We start from the raw sequence: 20802 nt of genomic DNA, 5'->3' as shown, positions 1-20802 counted from the left end.
CCCCTCATAGCCGATTTTACTCCGCGGCCACGGCGACGGGCATGTGGCCCGTGAGATAACGCTCGGCTTCGAGGGCGGCCATGCATCCCATGCCGGCGGCGGTAACCGCCTGCCGGAAGGTATCGTCCGTCACGTCACCCGCAGCATAGATCCCCTCTATGCTGGTTGCGGTCGAATCCGGAGCGGTCCAGAGATAGCCGTTGTCCTTGAGCTTGAGCTTGCCCTTGAAAAGTTCGGTTGCCGGTGCATGGCCGATCGCCACGAAGACGCCATCGACCGAAACGTCGCTGATGGCGCCGGTGCGGGTATCGCGCAAGCGCGCGCCGGCAACGGAGGGCGGCATCGGCGGTTTCGCCGGCATGCCGGTGATTTCGGCGACTTCGGTGTTCCAAAGAACCGTCACATTCTCCTTCGAGAAGATGCGCTCCTGCAGGATCTTTTCGGCGCGGAACGCATCACGGCGATGCACCACCGTCACCGACTTCGCGATGTTGGAAAGATAAAGGGCTTCCTCGACGGCGCTGTTGCCGCCGCCAACGACGATGACGTCCTTGTTGCGATAGAAGAAGCCATCGCATGTGGCGCAGGCTGAAACGCCAAAGCCCTGGAAATGCTGTTCGCTTTCGATGCCGAGCCATTTTGCCTTGGCGCCGGTCGCAATGATCAGTGTATCGGCGGTCCAGACCTGGCCGCTGTCGGTGCGCGCCACGAAGGGCCGCTGGTTCGTCTCGACCTCGGTGACGATGTCGCTGACGATCTCTGCGCCGACATGCTTGGCCTGCTGCAGCATCTGGTCCATCAGCCACGGGCCCTGGATCGGATCGGCAAAGCCCGGATAGTTCTCGACATCCGTCGTGATCATCAACTGCCCGCCTTGCTCCATCCCGGCGATCAGCACCGGCTTCAGCATTGCGCGTGCCGCATAGACTGCGGCCGTATAGCCCGCGGGACCGGAGCCGATGATGAGAACTTTAGTGTGTCGGGCAGTCATGGTCCGGATCCTTTGGTGGCAGGCATCCTGTCGAAGCCGTGCGAGATATCGTAATAAACGCTTTTGTATAGTCTAGGGATGAACCAAGCTACCTTTCAAGGGGACAGCATGGAATACGCACAAGTGCTTGCGTAATTATCATGGGCTATCCGCAGATGTTTTTGTTGGTTTGACCCCGACGCCCTCGTTTTCGCTGGCTGATGCTGTTATCGACCATTTCATCCACACCGCTACAACAGAGAGCCAGCAATGGGCAAGCGCCGATCATCATTTCCGTTGAAGCATCCGCGAGCGAGTACCAGGGATATTGAAAACAGTGTCTGACGAAAGGGGTATCGATTTTGTCTATGATGGATCTTTGACCTATTCTTCTCCCGGCCAATCAGTCAAGCGCGGCTCAACATCCCGCATTTGGGCATCAGATCAGATGAAAAAGCCTTAAGGATCAAGATGCATATGGGGCCGGTTTCGCGCTATTTCTGCCTCGCTAGAGGCTTGGTGTTGCCGAGGTCACTGCATCTCGGCAGCAACACGATTAAAGCAAGGCGGTTCGGTCGACGCTTAACGAGGACGATGTATGGATTGGCGCGGGTGTCAAGGGCAAGTTCGAACCTCAACTGAATATACTTTGGCAGCGAAGCGCGGCGTTTGAATTTGTCGCGGGCAATAATAGGAAGCGGCCCGCCAACGGCCGATCAAAAGAAACAGGAAGCTCTACCATGGTGATGCGCGTCGAACTTGATGCAATAGATATGAAGATTCTGCGCGAGCTTCAGAATGATGGCCGTATGACGAATGTCGAACTTGCCGAGCGGGTCGGTATATCAGCGCCGCCGTGTCTGAGGCGGGTGCGTAAGCTGGAAGAAACCGGCTTCATCCGTGGCTATCGGGCGCTCTTGAATGCGCCGGCGCTCGGTTATGATCTGGTGGCCTTCTGCATGGTCGGTCTGAAACATCAGTCGGATGCCAATCTGAAGGCATTTGCCAAGCAGACAGCCAATTGGCCGCTCGTGCGAGAGGCCTGGATGGTGTCGGGCGAATCCGATTTCCTTTTGCAGTGCGTCGCTGAGAACCTTGCGGGCTTTCAGGATTTTGTGATCGAAGAGCTCACGGCCACGGAGAATGTGGATACCGTGCGGACGATGTTGACCATCCGACAGGTAAAGGATGTCTCTCTCGTAGATATTTAGACATAATGGCGCGCGGTATCTCCGATTGTCGAAAAGGAACTGGTGCTGGACGCTCGGCGTCGAGGTCATCTCCCATTTCCCGAATGCGGGAGCGTTTCGCGCCGGTCGATCGGGCCGCGCTGAAGACACCGGAAGATGCACCTGTCGTTACGTCCATTGGACGCTTTGTTCCGCGCTGCCTGTCGAACCATGAGCTGCTCGGCAAGGCTATCCTCGAAGCCTGCGCGCCGCACAAGCCGGTGGTCTCGAGCCGGTCGGAGGGGCCGAGCTGGGCGAACGGTCTCATTGGCGACGCCGGCGATGTCGATAGTTTCGCGAAGGCGATCAGCGGCTGATCAATGATCCTGTTCTAGCCTCCAAGCTGGCGGCAACGAGACGATGATAAGCCGGGTTCTCGCAAGACGCGGTCGCCAGAACCTGTCTCGAACGTTTCAAGCGCAAGCCGAAGCCGATGGAATTGACCTCTACCGCCGCAGAAGATCCTCATAGACGGCCTTCAGAGCCGTCGCTTCGCCTTCCAGCGCAAAATTCGCCCGCACATGCGCGAGCGCAACCTCGCCACGGGCGAGCGTCCATTGTGGATCGGCGAGATAGGGGGCGATTGCCTTCGTGAGAGCTTCGCCATCGCCGGCCGGGACGACGCTTCCGTTCGTCCCGTCCTCGATCATTTCGGCATAGGCTCCGGCGTCCGATGCCACAACCGTAGTCTTCGAGGCCATAGCTTCGAGAGGCGTCAGCCCGAAACCTTCATTTCGGGAAGGGGCAACATATAGGGTTAGGCGGCGATACCAGACCTTGATGTCTGGCACTTCGCCCAGAAAGACGATCCGATCAGCAAGGCCGGCGGCGGCGACATCGGCCTGCAGCTTGTCGGCAAAAGCTTTATGCTCTGCCGTTACCCGACCGGAGATCACCGCCGTCCAATCTGGATGTTGCGGCAGCAGATCGATCATTGACCGAACGAAAAGGTCGGTGCCTTTCTGATGCCGGAGGCGGCCGAAGCAGCCGACGAGATACCTCCCGGGCAGGTCGGTGGCCTCTATGGTGTCCTCGGCAGTCTGGGGTGGATGGAAGAGTTCCAGATCGACGCCGTGGCGGATGACAATATGCGGCACCTGGAGGAAAGAACCGGACCGGGCATTGGTCGCGACGACTGCGTCCATCCGGCGGATAAGCCAGCGGGTGTAGGCGGTATGGCGGCGCTGGGCGGCCGACGTAAAAAGCAGCTTCAGCGGCATGCGCAACACGTGCCGCAGCACGATACCAGCGGCCATCTCGTTGTTGCGTCGTGCGTGCCATACGCGCTGCCGGCGTCCGGCTGACGGACGCCATGCGCCAAGAAGCTGTCTCCACGTCAGCTTCGGTAGGTCTTTCGGTAAGCCGGGGCCGAGCGTCGCAATCTTGATGCCGAGTCTGACCTGGAGGGGAATCAGCTGAACGATCGTCGACGTGACGCCGGACAGTCGCTGCTTGAAGTTCGGTGCGATGATTTCGACGTCAGCAATATCGATTGCGGCCGCCTTGACCGTCTCCGCCACAGGCAATCAACCCCAGGAGATCGACAGGACTTCGTAGGCTTTCGAGCCGCCCGGTGCGATGACCTCGATGGAATCGCCGACTACCTTGCCGATCAGCGCGCGGGCGATCGGGGAGGAGATGGAAATGCGGCCGGCTTTCACGTCGGCTTCCTGATCGCCGACAATCTGGTAGGTCTTTTCTTCCTCGGTGTCCTCGTCGACGAGTTTGACCTTGGCGCCGAACTTGATCTTGTCGCCGGACATCTTTGCAAGGTCGATCACTTCGGCGCGCGCCGTCAGGTCTTCGAGCTCGCTGATGCGGCCCTCGTTGTGGCTCTGCGCTTCCTTGGCTGCGTGATATTCGGCGTTTTCGGAAAGATCGCCATGGGCACGGGCTTCGGCGATCGCTTCGATGATGCGCGGGCGCTCCTCCTGCTGACGCCAGCGCAGCTCTTCCTGCAGCTTGACGAAACCACCCTGTGTCATCGGAACCTTATCAACCATTTTCCTGTCCTTTGATCTTCGTGTCCTATAGTCAGGCAGCGACACAAAAGAAAACAGGTCCCGAAGGGGACTTCGGAACCGTGCAATAATCCTAATCGCCCGCTTATAGCAGATCGTTGCCGCCGATTTCCATAAAATTCGTAATGTGGCGCGCCCGGCCGACTGTCTCCTCGCAGCACGCCGATCGCGTTGGTGAAGATGTGAGTCGGATCAAGCGCTTGGACAAGTAATCGCAGAGAGTGATTCAAGCCGTTAAGAAACGAAGTCAGGATCCGCAGGCAGATTCGGCGGATTGTAGGAGCTGGAATTCATCCGTTCCTTGACCGAGATATGGATCAGCGCATCGTCCCGAATGAAGCGCCGGTCGCTCAACGGAAAATAGATCGCATTGCGGTTGCCCTGCCGGCGCCAGGAATTTTCCGGCACCCGCCGCGGAATGTATTCAAGGATTTTCCACCCGGCGGTCATGGAATCATGGAAGGGAGCAGTGGCGTTCAGCGGCACATACTTCTTCCCGCCTTTTCCGAGCACGATGTCGTTAACGATGCGGGTGCGGTAGAGGAGCCCGGCCGGTTGCGTTTCCTGGATCATCCAGGCTAGGGGGATCTTGACTGCCCCGCTTTGCGCTTCCGGATAGCCGCCGCCGATATCGCCGTGGACGCCGGCGAACCATACTTCCCGGAAATTCTGCTTCGCCACCGGTGCCTTCGGCCGGAACGGGCGACCCCAATATTCCTGGTCCTGCTCCCAGAGCTCTGGCTGGATCATGGTCCGCCGTTCATCTATGGCGACTGCGTGCCGCACCCATTCGACGCTCGGGTTCTTACGGGTGAACGGATGGGTCTTGAACTGCGGAAACCATTTCCCCGTTTCGATCACTGAGGTCACCGTATCGAAAAGACCAAGCAGCTTTATCGGCGGGCGGTCGTTTCTGAGCATGCGTTCGTAGAGACGCATGGCGGCGAAAGCAGAGGACGGATCCTCGCCACCATTCTGCGCAGCGCCGCCGGCTTTCTCTTCGTGCGCGGAAATTCCCTTGTAGGTCCTGTAGGCATAATCGAGCAGGTTGAGATGATGCCGGCTTGTAAGGCCGAAGGCATGGATGAAACCCGCTAGCACCCGCGCCGAATAGGCGCCACGGCTGAAGCCGAAGATGTAGATGCGGTCGCGGTCGGAATGCCGCCGAGCGGTGTCGGGCGGGCCGCGATCGTAGTTTTCGACCAGGAAGCGGTAGGCTTCCTTGACGTTCTGGTCGAGGCCCCAGCCCGTCGCGAGCCCGAAAACCTCATAGGATTTGCGAAGCAGTCTCGACCAGGCATTGGCCGCGCCGAACGTGCCGACGCCTGGATCGTAGTAGACGATCTGCTCATCCGAGCGTTTCAAGGTGCCGAATAGTCTGACAATATTGGTCCGGTCGGCCGAAATCTCGTTCGATGTGCCATCGAACAGAATGACGATGTTCTTTGCCATCAACCGCTCCGGATGTACCGCCGCAACGCTAACATCCGGGAGGTTTTACGGCAACTTCCGGTCGTCTAACGCTTGGAAATAGCTCTGCAGCGGGCGAACCTCGAGGTTGCCGGCCTTCAGCGCCTTGATCGCCTGGGCGGCTGCTTCGGCACCGGCCATGGTCGTGTAATACGGCACCTTCTGCATCAGGGTCGCGCGGCGGAGCGACTTCGAATCGGAGATCGCCTTGTTGCCGTCCGTCGTGTTGATGACAAGTTGGACCTGGCGGTTGCGGATCGCATCCTCGATGTGCGGCCGGCCCTCGAGCACCTTGTTGATCTTCGTCGCTTCGATGCCATTTTCAGCCAAGAAACGTTGCGTGCCGCCGGTGGCGAGTACCTTGAAACCTTCGCCTACAAGAACACGGATCGCAGGCAGCACGCGCGGCTTGTCGTGGTCGCGAACGGAGACGAAGACCGTCCCGTCACGCGGCAGTTCAACGCCGGCGCCGAGCTGCGACTTGGCGAAGGCAAGGGCGAAATCGGTGTCGAGGCCGATGACCTCCCCGGTCGAGCGCATTTCAGGCCCAAGCAGCGTATCGACGCCCGGGAAGCGGGCGAAGGGGAAGACGGCCTCCTTGACGGCAATGTGCTTCAGGGCGCGCGGGTCGGGCTTTTGGCCGTAGGCGGCGAAGGCCGCATCCAGCTTTTCGCCGGCCATGACGCGGGCGGCGATCTTGGCAATCGGCGCGCCGATGGTCTTTGCCACGAATGGCACGGTGCGCGAGGCACGCGGGTTGACTTCGAGCACGTAGACGGTGCTGTCCTTGATAGCGAACTGCACGTTCATCAGACCGCCGACATTCAGAGCCTTGGCCATGGCCTTTGCCTGGCGCTCGAGCTCGTCGAGCAAGTCCCCCGACAGCGAGCGCGGCGGCAGCGAGCAGGCCGAGTCGCCGGAATGGATGCCGGCTTCTTCGATGTGCTCCATGATGCCGGCGACGTAGACGTCATCGCCGTCGGAGAGGCAGTCGACGTCGACCTCGATAGCGTTCGCCAGGTAGCTGTCGAAGAGCAGCGGGTTCTTGCCGAGCAGCGTGTTGATCTGGCCGGTCTTGTCGTTCGGATAGCGCTGCTTGATGTCTTCCGGTACCAGTTCCGGAACGGTGTCGAGCAGATAGGTCTGCAGCATCGATTCCGAGTGGATGATCTGCATGGCGCGGCCGCCGAGAACGTAGGAGGGGCGTACAACCAGCGGGAAGCCGATTTCGGCGGCGACGAGGCGGGCCTGCTCGACGGAATAGGCAATTCCGTTGTTCGGCTGGTTGAGGTCGAGCTTCATCAGGAGCTTCTGGAAGCGGTCGCGGTCCTCGGCAAGGTCGATCGCATCCGGCGCGGTGCCGAGAATCGGGATGCCGTTCTTTTCCAGCGCTTCGGCAAGCTTCAGCGGCGTCTGACCGCCGAACTGGACGATGACGCCGACGACCTCACCCTTCTCCTGCTCGGCGCGCAGGATCTCGATCACGTCTTCGGCCGTTAGCGGCTCGAAATAGAGGCGGTCGGAGGTGTCGTAGTCGGTCGAGACGGTCTCCGGGTTGCAGTTGATCATGATCGCTTCGTAGCCGGCATCCTTCAGTGCGAAGGCGGCGTGGCAGCAACAGTAATCGAACTCGATACCCTGGCCGATACGGTTCGGACCGCCGCCGAGGATGACGACCTTCTTGCGGTCGGAGACCTGCGCCTCGGAGCGGGCGGCGCCGACGAAGGGCGTTTCGTAAGTGGAATACATATAGGCAGTCGGCGAGGCGAATTCGGCCGCGCAGGTGTCGATGCGCTTGAAAACCGGGCGGACATTCAGGCTGTTGCGAAGTTCCGCCACTTCTTTCGGACGCTTGTTCGTCAGCGTCGCGAGGCGCGCGTCCGAAAAGCCCATGGCCTTGAGCATACGCAGGTTTGCGGCGTCGCTCGGTAGGCCATGCTCGCGGATACGGGCCTCCATGTCGACGATCGCCTTGAACTGGGCGATGAACCACGGGTCGATCTTGGAGCCCTCGTGAACCTCGGCCTCGCTCATGCCCTGGCGCAACGCCTGGGCAACCATACGCAGGCGATCGGGCGTCGGCGTGCCGATCGCGGCACGGATGGCGTTTTGGCTGGACTCGCCTTCCTCGACGTCTGGAATTTCGATTTCATCAAGGCCAGTCAGCCCCGTTTCGAGGCCGCGGAGCGCCTTCTGCAGTGATTCGGCGAAGGTGCGGCCGATCGCCATGACTTCGCCGACGGACTTCATCGCCGTCGTCAAGATCGGCGAGGCGCCCGGGAACTTCTCGAAGGCAAAGCGCGGGATCTTGGTGACGACATAGTCGATCGACGGTTCGAAGGAGGCGGGTGTGGCGCCACCGGTGATGTCGTTTTCCAGTTCGTCCAGCGTGTAGCCGATCGCGAGTTTCGCCGCGACCTTGGCGATCGGGAACCCGGTTGCCTTGGAAGCGAGCGCCGAAGAGCGTGAAACGCGCGGGTTCATCTCGATGACCACGAGGCGGCCGTCCTTCGGATTGACGGCGAACTGGACGTTTGAACCGCCAGTCTCGACGCCGATCTCGCGCAGCACCGCAATTGAGGCGTTGCGCATGATCTGATATTCCTTGTCAGTCAGCGTCAGCGCTGGAGCGACGGTGATCGAGTCGCCGGTGTGGACACCCATCGGATCAATGTTTTCGATCGAGCAGATGATGATGCAATTGTCCGCCTTGTCGCGGACGACTTCCATTTCATATTCCTTCCAGCCGAGGACCGACTCCTCGATCAGAACTTCGGTCGTGGGCGAAGCATCGAGGCCGCCGCCGACGATGTCGAAGAATTCCGAACGGTTGTAGGCAATGCCGCCGCCGGTGCCGCCGAGAGTGAAGGACGGGCGGATGATGGCCGGCAGGCCGACGTCATCGAGCGCCTGAGCGGCGATCGCCATTGCGTGGTTCAAATAGCGCTGCTTGCGGTCGCTCTCGCCCAGGTTCCACTGGTTTTCCAGATCGTCCAGCGCAGTGTCGAGCGCGGCGCCCGAGAGGCTTTCGCGCAGCTTTGTGCGCTCCGCCTCGTGCATCTTGCGGTCGGCGTCCTTGATGTCTGTGGCGTTCGCCAGCATCGAGCGCGGCGTTTCCAGCCCGATGCGGGCCATGGCTTCACGGAAGAGGGCGCGGTCTTCCGCCATGTCGATCGCGGCCGGCTTGGCGCCGATCATCTCGACATTGTATCGGTCGAGCACACCCATGCGCTTTAGCGAAAGAGCCGTGTTCAGCGCCGTCTGGCCGCCCATGGTCGGCAGCAACGCATCCGGCCGCTCCTTGGCGATGATCTTGGCGACGACTTCCGGGGTGATCGGCTCGACATAGGTCGCGTCCGCAAGACCCGGGTCGGTCATGATTGTCGCCGGGTTGGAGTTGACAAGGATGACCCTGTAGCCTTCCTCCTTCAGCGCCTTGCAGGCCTGGGTGCCGGAATAGTCGAATTCGCAAGCCTGGCCAATGACGATCGGTCCCGCGCCGATGATGAGGATCGATTTGATGTCTTGGCGCTTCGGCATTGACGATATCCGTTTCTAGCTGCGCAAAAAGCCGGCCAGGGTGGGAGGCACCGGGTCGGTCGCGCACGAGGGGTCTTTTCAGGCTAGAAGCGGCTTATAGGCAAATGTATTTGCAAACGGAACCCCATAAATCGCGGAATCGACAGGAATCCGAAAACTCCTGAAATGCCGTTCACGGGCCGGGTACTACAATGACGCGTATCTCGCCGTTGCGTGCCGGATTGGCGATCGCTTCCGGCGCGTCATCAAGCCCGATCCGGCGGGAGATGAGAGGCTCGACCTTGATGACGCCCGAGGCGATCAAGTCCGCAGCCCGGCCGTGAGTGAAGGGGTTCAAAAACGAGTTCACCAGCTTGATCTCGCGAAACAGCAGATCGAAGGGCTGCATGGAAATCCTGGCGCCTTGCGGCATGACACCGAGGATCACGACGGTGCCGCCGCGGCGGGCGAGGAGAGGAGCCTGTTCCATGGTCTCCGCAACGCCGGCGCATTCGATCACCACATCGGCACCGCCCGGCAGAAGGCCCTGGTCAGCCGTCACCAGATCGGCGACGTCGCCTGCTGAGGGGTCGGACGTAGCCGTCGCGCCAAGGTCTTCGGCAAGCCGCCGTTTATCGGCGTTGCGCGTCACCAGCACGACGCGTGTTGCGCCGGCGAGCCGCACAAGCTGCACGACCAGCAGTCCGATCACGCCACCGCCAAGCACGGCCACGGATGCGCCGGCCCTGATCTTTGCCAGATCGACGCCGTGCAGACAGCAGGCAAGGGGTTCACAAAAGGCGCCATGCAGCGGTGCCAGCGACTGAGGCAGTTCGAACGCCTGTTGCTCCGGCATGCAGACATATTCGGCAAAACCGCCATCCCGATGAATGCCGATCGCCTGCAGGTTCCGGCAGAGATTGACACGTCCGCGCTGGCACTCCGGGCAGCGCCCGCAGGCGATGTTCGGGTCGCCGGTCACCCGCATGCCGGGGCGAAAGGCGGTCACGCCTTGCCCAACGGCTTCGATGATGCCGACGAACTCGTGCCCGAGTGTCACCGGCGTCTTCGACGGAAATTCGCCCAGGAAGAGATGGCGGTCGGTGCCGCAGATGCCGCAGGCTTCGACCTTCACCAGCATTTCGCCATGGCCTGGCACCGGCTTTTCCATTCGGCTCACGGCAAGCCGCCCCCTCGCTTCCAGGCGTACAGCTTTCATCATGTCCTCCCGCATCCTCTCCTTCAGTGAGGGCAAAAGCGGGAGTCACGTCAAGCATTTGATGCATTTTCTTCAACCGACGCGACGTCGCACCTCAGCCGCATAGCCACGGCTGGCCGGAATTTCGAAGGCCTCGCGCGTCAGGATAAGGAGCTTTCCGTTGTCCCGCTTCAAGCGCTCGACATAGGCATCGGCGGTCCCGTGCGAGCGATGAACCTGCAGCCCGGCTGTGGCGCCCGTCTCCTTCAGCGCATCGGTAAAACGCAAGGAACACGAGTTCGCGGCCGAGGCGTTACGACTGCGGTGTAGTATCTTGCACCGGTCTGTTCACTCTGGTTCCGGGGCGGTTCATGAATGAAATGATCTTCAGCGGGAACGATACGGCTTCCGCCATGGTGGGCATTGTGCTCGCGACGATCGGTGCCATTCTTGCGCTTTGTCTGCGTCTAAAGCCCTTTGCCTGAAACCTGCTGGCCTTCACGCCCTCGCCGGATATATAATTGCCTTAGAGCGCATTGCCTGCGCATCGCCAGGGGAGAGTTCAGATGGAATGGAAGGGGCGCCGCCAGTCGGACAATGTCGAGGATCGCCGCGGTGACGCGACAGGTGGCGGGTTCGGCCGTAATCCGTTCGGCCGCAGCGGCGGCTTCAGCTTTCCAACCGGCGGCGGTGTGGGACGCAGGGGCGGCGGGCTTTCGATCGGCACGATCATCTTCCTCGTTGTCATCTATCTGATCTTCAAGGCGATGGGCATCGACCTGATGCAGGTGTTGGATGGCGGCATGACGGGCGGCTCCGGCTACGAGCAGAGCCAATCGGAAGGCACTAGCCCGCCCGCCGATGACGAGATGACTGCATTCATGCGTACCGTGCTGGCCGAGACCGAGGACACCTGGCAGGGCATCTTCCAGGCTCAGGGCAGGGATTATGAGGAGCCAACACTGGTGCTGTTTGCGGAGGCTACGCGATCGGCCTGCGGTTTCGCATCCGCCGCCAGCGGACCGTTCTATTGCCCTGGCGATCACAAGGTCTATCTCGACACCACGTTCTTCCAGGAGCTCGAAAGAAAATTTGGCGCCTCCGGCGACTTCGCCGAAGCCTACGTCGTCGCCCATGAAGTCGGCCACCACGTCCAGAACCTGCTCGGCATCCTGCCGAAGTTCAACGAGGCGCGCCAGCGCATGAGCGAAGCGGAGGCCAACAAGATGTCGGTGCGCGTCGAGTTGCAGGCCGATTGCTTTGCGGGCATCTGGGGGAAATATACCGAGCAGAAAGGCATGCTTGATGCCGGAGACCTTGAAGAGGCGCTGAACGCCGCTCAGCAGATCGGCGACGACACGCTGCAGAAGCGCAGCCAGGGCTATGTCGTGCCGGAAAGCTTCAATCACGGCACGTCGGACCAGCGCATGCGCTGGTTCAAGCGAGGCTTCGACAGTGGCCAGCTCGCCGCCTGCGATACGTTCTCCGGGCCGGTTTGAGCGTCCAACTTTTGTCCACTCTCTCCTCATTTTGTCAGGGAGAAGGCTGGGGAGGGCTGCCAGCAAGAGCTTATGGTCCTATTTTTCGCTGTCCATATGCTGCAATTGCGTATCCGAGTAGCGCGCACCTGCCGCCGCATCCTTCGGAATGGCGCGTTCGATGGTGCCCATATCATCTGCAGAAAGCTCGACAGCTCTTGAGCCGAGCGCTTCCGTCAGCCGGTCGCGGCGGCGGGCGCCGACGAGCGGGATAATGTCCTTGCCCTGTGCGGCAACCCAGGCGATTGCGATCTGAGCGACCGAAACGCGCTTTGCCTCGGCGATCTTGCGGAGTTCTTCGACGAGCGCCAGGTTCTGGTCGATATTGCCTTCCTGGAAACGGGGGCTGTAGCCGCGAAAATCGCCTTTGCCCGATTCCTGGCCCTTCTGCCAGTGGCCGCTGATCAAGCCGCGCGAGAGGACACCGTAAGCGGTGATCGAGATGCCGAGTTCGCGGCAGGTGGGCAGAATTGCATCTTCGATGCCGCGGGAAATCAGTGAATATTCGATCTGAACATCGACGATCGGATGAACGGCCGCCGCCCTGCGGATCGTGTCGGCGCCGACTTCGGAAAGGCCAACGTGCCGGACATAACCGGCCTTGATCATGTCGGCGATCGCGCCGACGGTCTCTTCGATAGGCACGTTCGGGTCGAGGCGGGCAGGGCGGTAGATGTCGATGTAGTCGACACCGAGACGCTGCAGCGAGTAGGCGACGAAGTTCTTGAGCGCCGCCGGCCGGCAATCATAGCCGAGCCACGTGCCCTGCGGATCGCGGAGCGCTCCGGTCTTGACGCTGATGACGACATTCTCGCGTTTGCGGCCCTTCAGCGCTTCGCCGATCAGCATCTCGTTATGGCCCATGCCGTAGAAATCTCCCGTATCCAGCAGGTTGACGCCGGCATCAAGCGCGGCATGGATGGTGGCGATGCCCTCTTCGCGATCCGAAGGGCCATACATGCCCGACATACCCATGCAACCGAGGCCGATGGCAGAAACTTCGGGCCCGGTCTTTGCCAAACGATAGGTGTGCATCTCTTTTCCCTTTTTTCGATACCAGCGGCATTCTCAGACGTGATTTATCCGGCTAGACCTTGTGCGATAACCCGTACAGTATTGAACGGCCCGTACGGAATTACGCACAATGGATGACTTCGCCTTTCAGTGATCTGGCTGCCTTCGCCGCCATTGCAAGGGAACGGAACTTTCGCACTGCAGCCGGCAAACACGGCGTGTCGCCATCTTCGCTTAGCACATCTCTCCGTAGCCTCGAACAGCGGCTCGGCGTGCGTTTCCTCAACCGCCACGACCCGCGGCATGACGCCGACCCAAGCCGGCGAAAAGCTGTTGGAAGCGCCTCGTGTCGGCGCTTGGCGATTGTTTCGGCACTCGGTCAAGCGGTGCACGTCTCGACTGGGAGTTCGAGAGCGACGGCGAAACGCTGGTGATCTCGCCGTCCGGGCCGCTGGTGGCCAACGTCATCGAGATGGAGGTGGTTCTGTGTTCGCCGGGCTCATCGGCTCTTCGAGGAAGGGCTCACTCCAACCATTGCACGGGGCGAACTCGCGCCGATCTGCCGATCCTTCAGGAGTCTCCGAATTCTCCGAACCATGCTTAAGTATGCCAGCCACAGGCCCATGGCGGCTGCACTGCGCGCCTTCGTCGATTTCGTGAAGGAGTAGCGGCGGCCCGCTTAGAGTCCCCGTTTGTTCCCGCCGCCGATCAATTTCACTGGCGGCTTGATCAAAAACTTTGAAATGTTCACGTATTGTTTCATTTTTCTCGTTAAGCTATGTAACAAACCCCGGCGACGAGATCGTCTTTCCAGAAAGCAATCCGCTGTTGAGAGATGTTCCATGCTTGATCCCAAATTCGTTCGCCGCGGCCTCTTCCTCGTTTTCCTGATCCTGTTTTTGGACGTGATCGGCATTGCGATCATCATGCCGGTCCTGCCCGCCTATCTTGAGGAACTGACCGGCGGAACCATTAGCGATGCCGCACTCGACGGCGGCTGGCTACTGGTCGTCTATGCCGGCATGCTGTTTTTGTTCTCGCCACTGCTTGGCAATCTCAGCGACCGTTTCGGCCGCCGTCCGATCTTGCTTCTCTCCGTGTTGACCTTCGCGATCGACAATCTGATCTGCGCGGTCGCCACCAGCTTCTGGATGCTTTTTATCGGCCGGGCGCTCGCAGGCTTCAGCGGCGGCAGCTACGCGACGTGTTCTGCCTATATCGCCGACATCAGCAATGACGGGAACCGCGCAAAGAATTTCGGCCTGATTGGCATCGCCTTCGGCGTCGGCTTCACCATCGGTCCGGTCATTGGCGGTTTGCTCGGCGAATTCGGCCCGCGTGTTCCATTCTTCGGCGCAGCAGCGCTTTCCTTCCTCAATTTCGCTGCGGCCTATTTCCTGTTGCCGGAAACGCTGGACGCCAAGCATCGGCGCACGTTCGAATGGAAGCGGGCCAATCCGCTGGGCGCGTTGAAGCAGATGCGCAATTATCCCGGCATTGGCTGGGTCGGCGCCGTCATGTTCCTCTTCTGGCTGGCACACGCCGTATATCCGTCCGTCTGGTCCTTCGTTTCGACCTATCGCTACGGCTGGAGCGAAGGCCAGATCGGCCTTTCGCTCGGGATCTACGGCATCGGCGCTGCGATCGTCATGGGGCTTGTGCTGCCAAAGATCGTGCCGGTGCTCGGTGAGTGGAAGACCGCCATCGTCGGCCTTTGTTTCTCTGCCGTCGGTCTGACGGGTTATGCTTTCGCCTGGGAGGGCTGGGTCGTCTACACGGTCATTATTCTGACGGTGATGGAAAATGTCGCCGATCCGCCGCTTCGCAGCATCGCCGCCGGCAAGGTGCCGCCATCCGCGCAGGGCGAATTGCAGGGAGCGCTGACCAGCCTCAGCAGCATTACGACGATCGCCGGCCCGCTGATCTTCACCCAGATGTTCGGCTATTTCACCGGGCCGCATGCTCCTGTGACCTTTGCCGGTGCTCCCTACCTGCTCGCCGCCTTCTTTATTCTGTCGGCGGCCCTGGTGTTCCTCGCGAAGGTCCGGACACCCAAACCTTCGGAAGCCTTGGAGGCGCCGGCGCAATGAGCTATCAGAATTCGTGATGATGTGATGAATTTTTCATCATCTGCCCCTTTTAGGGTGGCTCTTTGCGGGCCTTTGATCTAAGGCCCGGTATTACTTTGCCGCGAATGCGGCCTGAAGTGATTCAACCAAACAGGAATGGCTCTGATGGACGCGCCGATCGACGTGCACAGGATTGCGCCGCAAACCGACAATCACTGGGGTGCGCATTTTCGCGCTACGCTAGCGCTCGGCATTCCGTTCATCGGCGCGCAGCTTGCCCAGCTTGGCATCAACACGACGGACGTGATGATCGTCGGCCGCCTCGGCGCCGAGAACCTGGCTGCAATGGTGCTGTCGGCGCAGTTTCTGTTCACGATCCTGATTTTCGGTTCGGGCTTTGCCATCGCGGTTATCCCGATGGTCGCGCAGGCTTACGGCCGGGGCGATGTCGTCACTGTTCGTCGCTCGATGCGCATGGGCCTTTGGATGGTCACAGTCTATTGGCTCGTCATGCAGCCGGCCTTCTTCTATGCCGAGGAGATATTGCTCGCCGCCGGCCAGAAGCCCGAAGTGGCAAAGCTTGCGCACGGCTATATCCTGATCGGCCATTTCGGCGTGCTGCCGGGGCTGCTTTACAATGTTGTGCGCGCGCTCGTCAGCGCGATCGGCAAGGCTGCCGTCGTCCTCAATGTGACCATTGCCATGCTGGTGATGAACGCGATCTTCGCCTACGCCCTCGTCCTCGGTCATTTCGGCTTTCCGGCAATGGGCCTTGAGGGCGCTGCGATCGTCTCGGTCGCAGTGCAGACTGCGGGGTTCTTCTTCATCCTCGCCTATGTGCAGATGAGGGAGGAGACGCGGCGTTACGAGATCCTGGTGCGTTTCTGGCGGCCGGATTGGCACGCGCTTTGGGACGTCGTTCGTCTCGGTCTGCCGATCAGCGTGACTATTCTTGCGGAAGTCAGCCTCTTTACAGTTGCCTCGCTGCTGATGGGTTACATCGGCACGATTGAGCTTGCGGCCCATGGCATTGCGCTCCAATGGGCATCGATTGCCTTCATGATCCCACTCGGTCTCTCGCAGGCCGCAACTGTCCGCGTCGGCATTGCGCACGGGCAGGGGGACCATTCCGCTCTGGTTCGCGCCTCCATCGCGGTAATGATCATCGCGGCGGCGATCTCGGGTATCGGTGGCGTGCTTTTTGCCATCATGCCCGAATTCCTCGGCAGCTGGTTCCTGGACGTCACTTCGCCGGAAGCGCCGCAGGTGCTGGCTTACGCCGGTCCGCTCATCGTCGTTGCCGGTCTCTTCCAGCTCGTCGACGGCATGCAGGCGGTTGCCAATGGTTTGCTGCGTGGCCTCAAGGATGCGCGTGTGCCGATGATCATGGCGCTGATTGCCTACTGGCCGATCGGATTCTTCCTCGCCTGGTTCTTCGCTTTCCCCATGGGCTTCGGCGGCGTCGGCATCTGGTTCGGTTTTCTCGTCGGCCTTGCGGCTGCCGCGGTCATGCTCTGCGCACGATTCTACATTCTCGTGCGTCACGAGGGCAAAATGGCCGGCGCCTGAACCGGCCATTTAATCGTCAAGCTGCAACCGGCTTGTAATTGGCGATGTCGGCGCGGATGCCGAGCCGCGTGAAAAGCGCCTGCGGATCGAAGTTTCGCGCGCGGTGCGCCGCCTGGACGGCGGCCTTTACCCGTTCGACGGTCTCGGCGTTTTCCCATTCGGCAATCGTCACGAAATTGAATTCGCCCGGCCCCGAAACCTGCTCGAGTACCGTGTGCCGGATGAAGCCTTCCTGGGCCTGCAGCACCTCGTGCGTCTTCAACACATTGATCAGAAACTCCTCGCGTGCCTCCTCCGGCACGGCAAACTTGTCCACGCGATAAAAGGCGCCGTTCATCAGTATCTCCTTGGTTGTCGATGTCACGGCAACCGGTCTAATTCCTCAAGTTAAGTTGAGGTCAAGCGCCAGGTAAAAGAAAAAGCCCGCGGCAGGCGGGCTTTCGTTCGGCTGGCCACTGCGTCTTAACGCTCGGCGAGCGCTGCTTCGCCTTTCTTCCCGCGCACCATGTTGATGAAGCGGCGGAAGAGGTAATGGCTGTCCTGCGGGCCGGGAGAGGCTTCCGGATGGTGCTGGACGGAGAAGATCTGCTTGCCGGCGACGCGCAGGCCGCAATTGGTGCCGTCGAAGAGCGAAACGTGAGTCTCCTCAACGCCTTCCGGTAGTGAATTCGTGTCGACCGCAAAGCCGTGGTTCATCGATACGATCTCGACCTTGCCGGTCGTATGGTCTTTCACTGGATGGTTGGCCCCATGATGGCCCTGATGCATCTTTTCGGTCTTTGCGCCGAGCGCAAGGCCTAGCATCTGGTGGCCAAGGCAGATGCCGAAGACCGGGATGTCCGTCTTGATCAGCTTCCGGATCACCGGCACGGCATATTCGCCGGTTGCCGCCGGATCGCCCGGGCCGTTCGACAGGAAGATACCGTCCGGCTGCATGGCAAGCACGTCCTCGGCGCTCGTCGTTGCCGGAACGACCGTGACCTTGCAATCGAGGCCTGCAAAGAGGCGCAGGATGTTGCGCTTCACGCCGTAATCGAGGCAGACGACATGGTATTTCGCCTTGTCGGCGCCGAGTTCCGCGTAGCCTTCGTTCCAGATCCAAGGCGTCTGCGCCCATTGCGACGACTGGCCGGAGGAGGCGATCTTGGCGAGATCGAGGCCCTCGAGGCCGCTCCAGGCCTTGGCTTCCGCCTTTAAGGTTTCAAGGTCGAAGACGCCGTTCGGGTCATGAGCAATCACCGCATTCGGTGCGCCGTTCTCGCGGATCCAGGCGGTGAGCGCGCGGGTGTCGATGCCGCAGAGGCCGATGACGCCGCGGGACTTCAGCCAGGCATCGAGATGCTTTGCGGCTCGGTAGTTGGAGGGCTCGGTGATGTCGGCCTTGAAGATGACGCCGACCGCGCCGTGACGCGCTGCCGGCGTCAGGTCTTCGATATCTTCGTCATTTGTGCCGATATTGCCGATATGCGGGAAGGTGAAGGTGACGATCTGGCCGAGATAGGAGGGGTCTGTCAGAATTTCCTCGTAGCCGGTCAGCGCCGTGTTGAAGACCACTTCGGCCTGGACCTTGCCGGTAGCGCCGATCCCCTTGCCTTCGATCACGGTTCCATCTGCAAGAACGAGCAGGGCGGTCGGCTTTTCGGTTGTCCAGGGTGCTGTCGCGGTCATCTTCATCCCGTTTCCGGCAGGTCCTGACGTCTTGGGGCCGTCAGACTGCCATTTGTGTTCGCAAGGGTATGGGCGCAGCTTGTCGCAGCGCATCTCAGGCCTGATCACGAATTTTGGTGCAGGTGGCGGTAGATAGCCGCGCTGTGCCCCGGCGTCAATCTTTCTAGCGTGGATCGGCCGCCTTTTCCTTCGCTTTCTCGCGCAAATCTCGCAATTTATTTGATCCCTGCCATCGGGCTGGTTTATGAAGCGCATTCAACAGGAGTGAAGATAATGCTGCGCGATCAGGTCGCCACCGCGCTCAAGGACGCGATGAAATCCAAGAATGCCGAACGGCTCTCGACCGTCCGCCTGATCCAGGCGGCGATCAAGGACCGCGATATCGCCAATCGCGGCACAGGCAAAGGCGAGGCTCCGGATGACGAGATTCTGCAGATCCTCGCCAAGATGGTGAAGCAACGCGACGAATCGGCTAAGATCTACGAAGAAAACGCCCGTCCGGAACTCGCTGCCAAAGAGCGTGCCGAGATCACTGTGATCCAGGACTTCCTGCCGAAGCAACTTTCGGACTCCGAAGTGCGGGCGAATATCGCAGCCATCATCAAGGAGACCGGCGCCGAGGGGCCGAAGGACATGGGGAAGGTCATGGCGGCGCTCAAGGAACACTATGCCGGCCAAATGGACTTCGCCAAGGCGTCCGGCACGGTCAAGGAACTGCTTAAATAGGCCTATCAGCCGGGCCGAGCACTTTCTCGGCGGCAGCATCGACGACCGCGAATTTCGCGGCCTGATAATTCCAGTATTCGAGAATGAAGCCGCGCGAGAGCCAGAGATCGCCCTTGCGCGGTGGCTCCTCCCAGCCGATGCTTCCCATTTCGGCGGCCTGTGAAAGCAGGCGCTTCAGGTGCGTATTCGAAATCATGAATTGCGCACGGATTTCGCCGAGCGATACGGGACCAAGAGCGATGCGCTCCTTCGACCGGTCGAAGCCCGGCAGGCGCGACATCAGATAATCCATGACCAGCCCGCCCGAATTTGCCCAGTTGAAGAGATTGAAGGTCTTGCCGGGGTCGCGCACGGCATCGGTTTCGATGATTGCCCTGGCGATCAGTGGTTGAATTTTGCCGATGGTTGAAAGATCCGCGCTTGCGCGCTCGAAGCGTTTCCCACCATCGAGTCCGTCGAGGATGAACAGATGGGCGAGCAGCCACTTCAGGAAATGCTGTTCGGCCGTTTCTGTCGGCTCAAGCAGCCGCGTGCGGCGATCGCTCTGGCCGCTTGCCGGTCTCAGGAAGCGATAGGCAAGCATTTCCTGCATGAAAGCGGCAGCGGTATTGCGGCTGGCGATCTTGTTGGCGACGACGAATTCGACAAAGCGGCCGGAGTAAAGCCCTTGGTTTATGCCGTCAGGATAGCCGTAGTGCAGCGCAAATCCGGCATGCGCCATCAGCCAGCGCTGCTGTGCGGCAAAGATCGAGGCAATGCGCGGGCTTTCGCGATAGATCGCAAGCATCTCATTGGCGCAGAGTAATACCGCTTCAAAAAAACGATCATCGGCTGCAAGTTTTTCTGCGGTAATAGACATCGAACATTCCAGGCGGGCACACGTATTCCATCTGTTACGAAGGACGCGCCTGTCAATGTTACTTTGCACAAGGATGCTGCGAAATTCCGAGGGTCAGTTAACCGACAAGGTTAAAGCGCAAAAGTAAAGAAGGCAGGAGCTGGGGGCGCTCCTGCCTTCTTGCTCTTTGCTTGTCGCTGGCGACGCAGGCCGAAACCCAAACCAGCGGCGTATTTGCAAAGGCACCCTTGCGAGGCGGCGCCGGGGGTAGGGATGGAGCCTCGCTCGGGGATCGCTTTGTTGGGAAGGAGCGTATTGCGATGCAGCAGAGGATTCAAATTACAAAAATATAATAATTCGATCGTGAGCTTGTTAAATGCAAATGAACGGTGCGCACGGTCAACGCCGAGCTTATCCCACCACTTTCTTCCACGCGCGCTAATCGATTGATAATCAATGATTTGATTCGTCGGGCGGCGTGTCTTGCCGCGAGCCTGTTTGGTCTGTTCGGATTGCGGACCGGCGGTCGGCGTGCGCAGTTGTCGCACCCCTCGGCTGCAAACTGTCACGCTTTTTTGATTGTCTTTTTGTTATTTTTCGGAGTCGATCTTTCAAAGCCTTCTGCTGTTGGACGTAGTGGCAGGAGGGCGGCGACACGGGTGTGGTCGGTCCGGTCTTCGCCGCGCGCGATATTTTTTGATCTCTTCAGCCGAACATCTGACGATACGCTCTTTGCTCGTGCTGGCGTGCCGCACGAGACAATCCGGCAGGATTGAGCGCGCAGCGTATCGACGATCGCGATTACCATGAGCGAACCAGAGAGATTGCCCATGTGCGAACTCCTCCATGTCGATCGGAATTTCAGATGCGGTTCGTTCTATGCGGCCGCTGCTTTTGGAAAGTCGATTCGAGGTTTCAGGGATATCTGCTTGCTGCTTGTTTTCGTCCCATTCGAAGGACGGGAACTGCTTGT

General features: G+C 60.1%; 20 protein-coding genes and 1 pseudogene. 8 read left to right on the top strand and 13 right to left on the bottom strand.

Annotation, left to right across the window (positions count from 1 at the left end; translation table 11 throughout):
• Positions 1 to 16 precede the first annotated feature (16 nt).
• Positions 17 to 991, bottom strand: coding sequence for a thioredoxin-disulfide reductase (trxB, locus tag RGR602_RS12945; RefSeq protein WP_039845451.1), 975 nt, complete (start codon positions 989 to 991; stop codon positions 17 to 19).
• A 719-nt stretch (positions 992 to 1710) separates the two neighbouring features.
• Between trxB and RGR602_RS12940 the strand changes: the two genes are divergently transcribed.
• Positions 1711 to 2181, top strand: coding sequence for an Lrp/AsnC family transcriptional regulator (locus tag RGR602_RS12940; RefSeq protein WP_082046539.1), 471 nt, complete (start codon positions 1711 to 1713; stop codon positions 2179 to 2181).
• An 83-nt stretch (positions 2182 to 2264) separates the two neighbouring features.
• Positions 2265 to 2516 (top strand): glycosyltransferase family protein, encoded by a 252-nt coding sequence (locus RGR602_RS12935; protein ID WP_039845450.1) that lies wholly within the window; start codon positions 2265 to 2267, stop codon positions 2514 to 2516.
• A gap of 129 nt (positions 2517 to 2645) precedes the next feature.
• Here the strand turns inward: RGR602_RS12935 and RGR602_RS12930 are convergent, their stop codons facing one another.
• From RGR602_RS12930 to RGR602_RS38320, 6 genes and pseudogenes are all read right to left on the bottom strand, one after another.
• Positions 2646 to 3686: a glycosyltransferase family 4 protein gene (locus RGR602_RS12930; RefSeq protein ID WP_039846844.1), complete on the bottom strand. Its 1041-nt coding sequence runs from the start codon at positions 3684 to 3686 to the stop codon at positions 2646 to 2648.
• 39 nt (positions 3687 to 3725) lie between these two features.
• Positions 3726 to 4202, bottom strand: a complete 477-nt coding sequence (greA, locus tag RGR602_RS12925) for a transcription elongation factor GreA (protein ID WP_022714254.1) — start codon at positions 4200 to 4202, stop codon at positions 3726 to 3728.
• 252 nt (positions 4203 to 4454) lie between these two features.
• The gene (locus RGR602_RS12920) at positions 4455 to 5672 is read right to left on the bottom strand and encodes a T6SS phospholipase effector Tle1-like catalytic domain-containing protein (protein ID WP_039845449.1); all 1218 of its coding nucleotides are present in this window, start codon (positions 5670 to 5672) and stop codon (positions 4455 to 4457) included.
• Between the two features lie 45 nt (positions 5673 to 5717).
• Positions 5718 to 9230, bottom strand: coding sequence for a carbamoyl-phosphate synthase large subunit (carB, locus tag RGR602_RS12915; RefSeq protein WP_039845448.1), 3513 nt, complete (start codon positions 9228 to 9230; stop codon positions 5718 to 5720).
• A 172-nt stretch (positions 9231 to 9402) separates the two neighbouring features.
• Positions 9403 to 10428: a zinc-dependent alcohol dehydrogenase family protein gene (locus RGR602_RS12910; RefSeq protein WP_039846843.1), complete on the bottom strand. Its 1026-nt coding sequence runs from the start codon at positions 10426 to 10428 to the stop codon at positions 9403 to 9405.
• Between the two features lie 72 nt (positions 10429 to 10500).
• Positions 10501 to 10739, bottom strand: a pseudogene (locus RGR602_RS38320) (LytTR family DNA-binding domain-containing protein); the annotation flags it as partial.
• Positions 10740 to 10973: 234 nt separating this feature from the next.
• Between RGR602_RS38320 and ypfJ the strand changes: the two are divergent.
• A complete protein-coding gene (ypfJ, locus tag RGR602_RS12900) occupies positions 10974 to 11906 on the top strand; it encodes a KPN_02809 family neutral zinc metallopeptidase (RefSeq protein WP_039845446.1) in 933 nt (310 codons plus the stop codon).
• 78 nt (positions 11907 to 11984) lie between these two features.
• Here ypfJ and RGR602_RS12895 read toward each other — a convergent pair whose 3' ends face one another.
• Complete coding sequence (locus RGR602_RS12895) at positions 11985 to 12980, bottom strand: aldo/keto reductase (RefSeq protein WP_039845445.1); 996 nt, start codon at positions 12978 to 12980, stop codon at positions 11985 to 11987.
• Between the two features lie 113 nt (positions 12981 to 13093).
• On the opposite strand from RGR602_RS12895, the gene RGR602_RS38315 reads away from it, so the two are divergent.
• The 4 genes from RGR602_RS38315 to RGR602_RS12885 all read left to right on the top strand — a co-directional run bounded on the left by RGR602_RS38315 (position 13094) and on the right by RGR602_RS12885 (position 16597).
• Positions 13094 to 13393, top strand: a complete 300-nt coding sequence (locus tag RGR602_RS38315; protein WP_223843939.1) for a LysR family transcriptional regulator — start codon at positions 13094 to 13096, stop codon at positions 13391 to 13393.
• Positions 13306 to 13563, top strand: coding sequence for a hypothetical protein (locus RGR602_RS38310; RefSeq protein WP_223844032.1), 258 nt, complete (start codon positions 13306 to 13308; stop codon positions 13561 to 13563). Before RGR602_RS38315 ends, RGR602_RS38310 begins: the two co-directional genes overlap by 88 nt.
• Positions 13564 to 13801: 238 nt before the next feature.
• Positions 13802 to 15049, top strand: coding sequence for a TCR/Tet family MFS transporter (locus RGR602_RS12890; protein WP_039845444.1), 1248 nt, complete (start codon positions 13802 to 13804; stop codon positions 15047 to 15049).
• A gap of 144 nt (positions 15050 to 15193) precedes the next feature.
• On the top strand, positions 15194 to 16597 hold the full coding sequence (locus RGR602_RS12885; RefSeq protein WP_039846842.1) for an MATE family efflux transporter: 1404 nt from the start codon (positions 15194 to 15196) through the stop codon (positions 16595 to 16597).
• Positions 16598 to 16613: 16 nt separating this feature from the next.
• Here RGR602_RS12885 and RGR602_RS12880 read toward each other — a convergent pair whose 3' ends face one another.
• Together RGR602_RS12880 and carA are read right to left on the bottom strand one after the other, a co-directional pair.
• On the bottom strand, positions 16614 to 16934 hold the full coding sequence (locus RGR602_RS12880; RefSeq protein WP_039845443.1) for an antibiotic biosynthesis monooxygenase family protein: 321 nt from the start codon (positions 16932 to 16934) through the stop codon (positions 16614 to 16616).
• A 125-nt stretch (positions 16935 to 17059) separates the two neighbouring features.
• Complete coding sequence (carA, locus tag RGR602_RS12875; protein WP_039846841.1) at positions 17060 to 18265, bottom strand: glutamine-hydrolyzing carbamoyl-phosphate synthase small subunit; 1206 nt, start codon at positions 18263 to 18265, stop codon at positions 17060 to 17062.
• Positions 18266 to 18538: 273 nt separating this feature from the next.
• On the opposite strand from carA, the gene RGR602_RS12870 reads away from it, so the two are divergent.
• Positions 18539 to 18991: a GatB/YqeY domain-containing protein gene (locus RGR602_RS12870; protein ID WP_039845442.1), complete on the top strand. Its 453-nt coding sequence runs from the start codon at positions 18539 to 18541 to the stop codon at positions 18989 to 18991.
• On the opposite strand, the gene RGR602_RS12865 is transcribed toward RGR602_RS12870, so the two are convergent.
• The 3 genes from RGR602_RS12865 to RGR602_RS12860 all read right to left on the bottom strand — a co-directional run bounded on the left by RGR602_RS12865 (position 18984) and on the right by RGR602_RS12860 (position 20661).
• A complete protein-coding gene (locus tag RGR602_RS12865) occupies positions 18984 to 19850 on the bottom strand; it encodes a hypothetical protein (protein ID WP_039845441.1) in 867 nt (288 codons plus the stop codon). The two genes, RGR602_RS12870 and RGR602_RS12865, sit on opposite strands and share 8 nt — an antisense overlap.
• A gap of 110 nt (positions 19851 to 19960) precedes the next feature.
• Positions 19961 to 20377 (bottom strand): hypothetical protein, encoded by a 417-nt coding sequence (locus RGR602_RS37165; protein ID WP_166677388.1) that lies wholly within the window; start codon positions 20375 to 20377, stop codon positions 19961 to 19963.
• 17 nt (positions 20378 to 20394) lie between these two features.
• Positions 20395 to 20661, bottom strand: a complete 267-nt coding sequence (locus tag RGR602_RS12860) for a hypothetical protein (protein ID WP_039845440.1) — start codon at positions 20659 to 20661, stop codon at positions 20395 to 20397.
• Between the last annotated feature and the right edge of the window lie 141 nt (positions 20662 to 20802).

Origin of the sequence: Rhizobium gallicum bv. gallicum R602sp (assembly GCF_000816845.1) — a bacterium.
Taxonomy (GTDB): Bacteria; Pseudomonadota; Alphaproteobacteria; order Rhizobiales; family Rhizobiaceae; genus Rhizobium; species Rhizobium gallicum.
This window is presented reverse-complemented; position numbering and strand designations above follow the sequence as displayed.

Bases quoted from the DNA above. Each gene is read 5' to 3' on its own strand.
- trxB (WP_039845451.1), bottom strand. From the start codon at position 991: ATGACTGCCCGACACACTAAAGTTCTCATCATCGGCTCCGGTCCCGCG.
- RGR602_RS12940 (WP_082046539.1), top strand. From the start codon at position 1,711: ATGGTGATGCGCGTCGAACTTGATGCAATAGATATGAAGATTCTGCGC.
- RGR602_RS12935 (WP_039845450.1), top strand. From the start codon at position 2,265: ATGCGGGAGCGTTTCGCGCCGGTCGATCGGGCCGCGCTGAAGACACCG.
- greA (WP_022714254.1), bottom strand. From the start codon at position 4,202: ATGGTTGATAAGGTTCCGATGACACAGGGTGGTTTCGTCAAGCTGCAG.
- RGR602_RS12920 (WP_039845449.1), bottom strand. From the start codon at position 5,672: ATGGCAAAGAACATCGTCATTCTGTTCGATGGCACATCGAACGAGATT.
- carB (WP_039845448.1), bottom strand. From the start codon at position 9,230: ATGCCGAAGCGCCAAGACATCAAATCGATCCTCATCATCGGCGCGGGA.
- RGR602_RS12910 (WP_039846843.1), bottom strand. From the start codon at position 10,428: ATGAAAGCTGTACGCCTGGAAGCGAGGGGGCGGCTTGCCGTGAGCCGA.
- ypfJ (WP_039845446.1), top strand. From the start codon at position 10,974: ATGGAATGGAAGGGGCGCCGCCAGTCGGACAATGTCGAGGATCGCCGC.
- RGR602_RS12895 (WP_039845445.1), bottom strand. From the start codon at position 12,980: ATGCACACCTATCGTTTGGCAAAGACCGGGCCCGAAGTTTCTGCCATC.
- RGR602_RS38315 (WP_223843939.1), top strand. From the start codon at position 13,094: ATGACTTCGCCTTTCAGTGATCTGGCTGCCTTCGCCGCCATTGCAAGG.
- RGR602_RS12890 (WP_039845444.1), top strand. From the start codon at position 13,802: ATGCTTGATCCCAAATTCGTTCGCCGCGGCCTCTTCCTCGTTTTCCTG.
- RGR602_RS12885 (WP_039846842.1), top strand. From the start codon at position 15,194: ATGGACGCGCCGATCGACGTGCACAGGATTGCGCCGCAAACCGACAAT.
- RGR602_RS12880 (WP_039845443.1), bottom strand. From the start codon at position 16,934: ATGAACGGCGCCTTTTATCGCGTGGACAAGTTTGCCGTGCCGGAGGAG.
- carA (WP_039846841.1), bottom strand. From the start codon at position 18,265: ATGACCGCGACAGCACCCTGGACAACCGAAAAGCCGACCGCCCTGCTC.
- RGR602_RS12870 (WP_039845442.1), top strand. From the start codon at position 18,539: ATGCTGCGCGATCAGGTCGCCACCGCGCTCAAGGACGCGATGAAATCC.
- RGR602_RS12865 (WP_039845441.1), bottom strand. From the start codon at position 19,850: ATGTCTATTACCGCAGAAAAACTTGCAGCCGATGATCGTTTTTTTGAA.
- RGR602_RS12860 (WP_039845440.1), bottom strand. From the start codon at position 20,661: ATGGGCAATCTCTCTGGTTCGCTCATGGTAATCGCGATCGTCGATACG.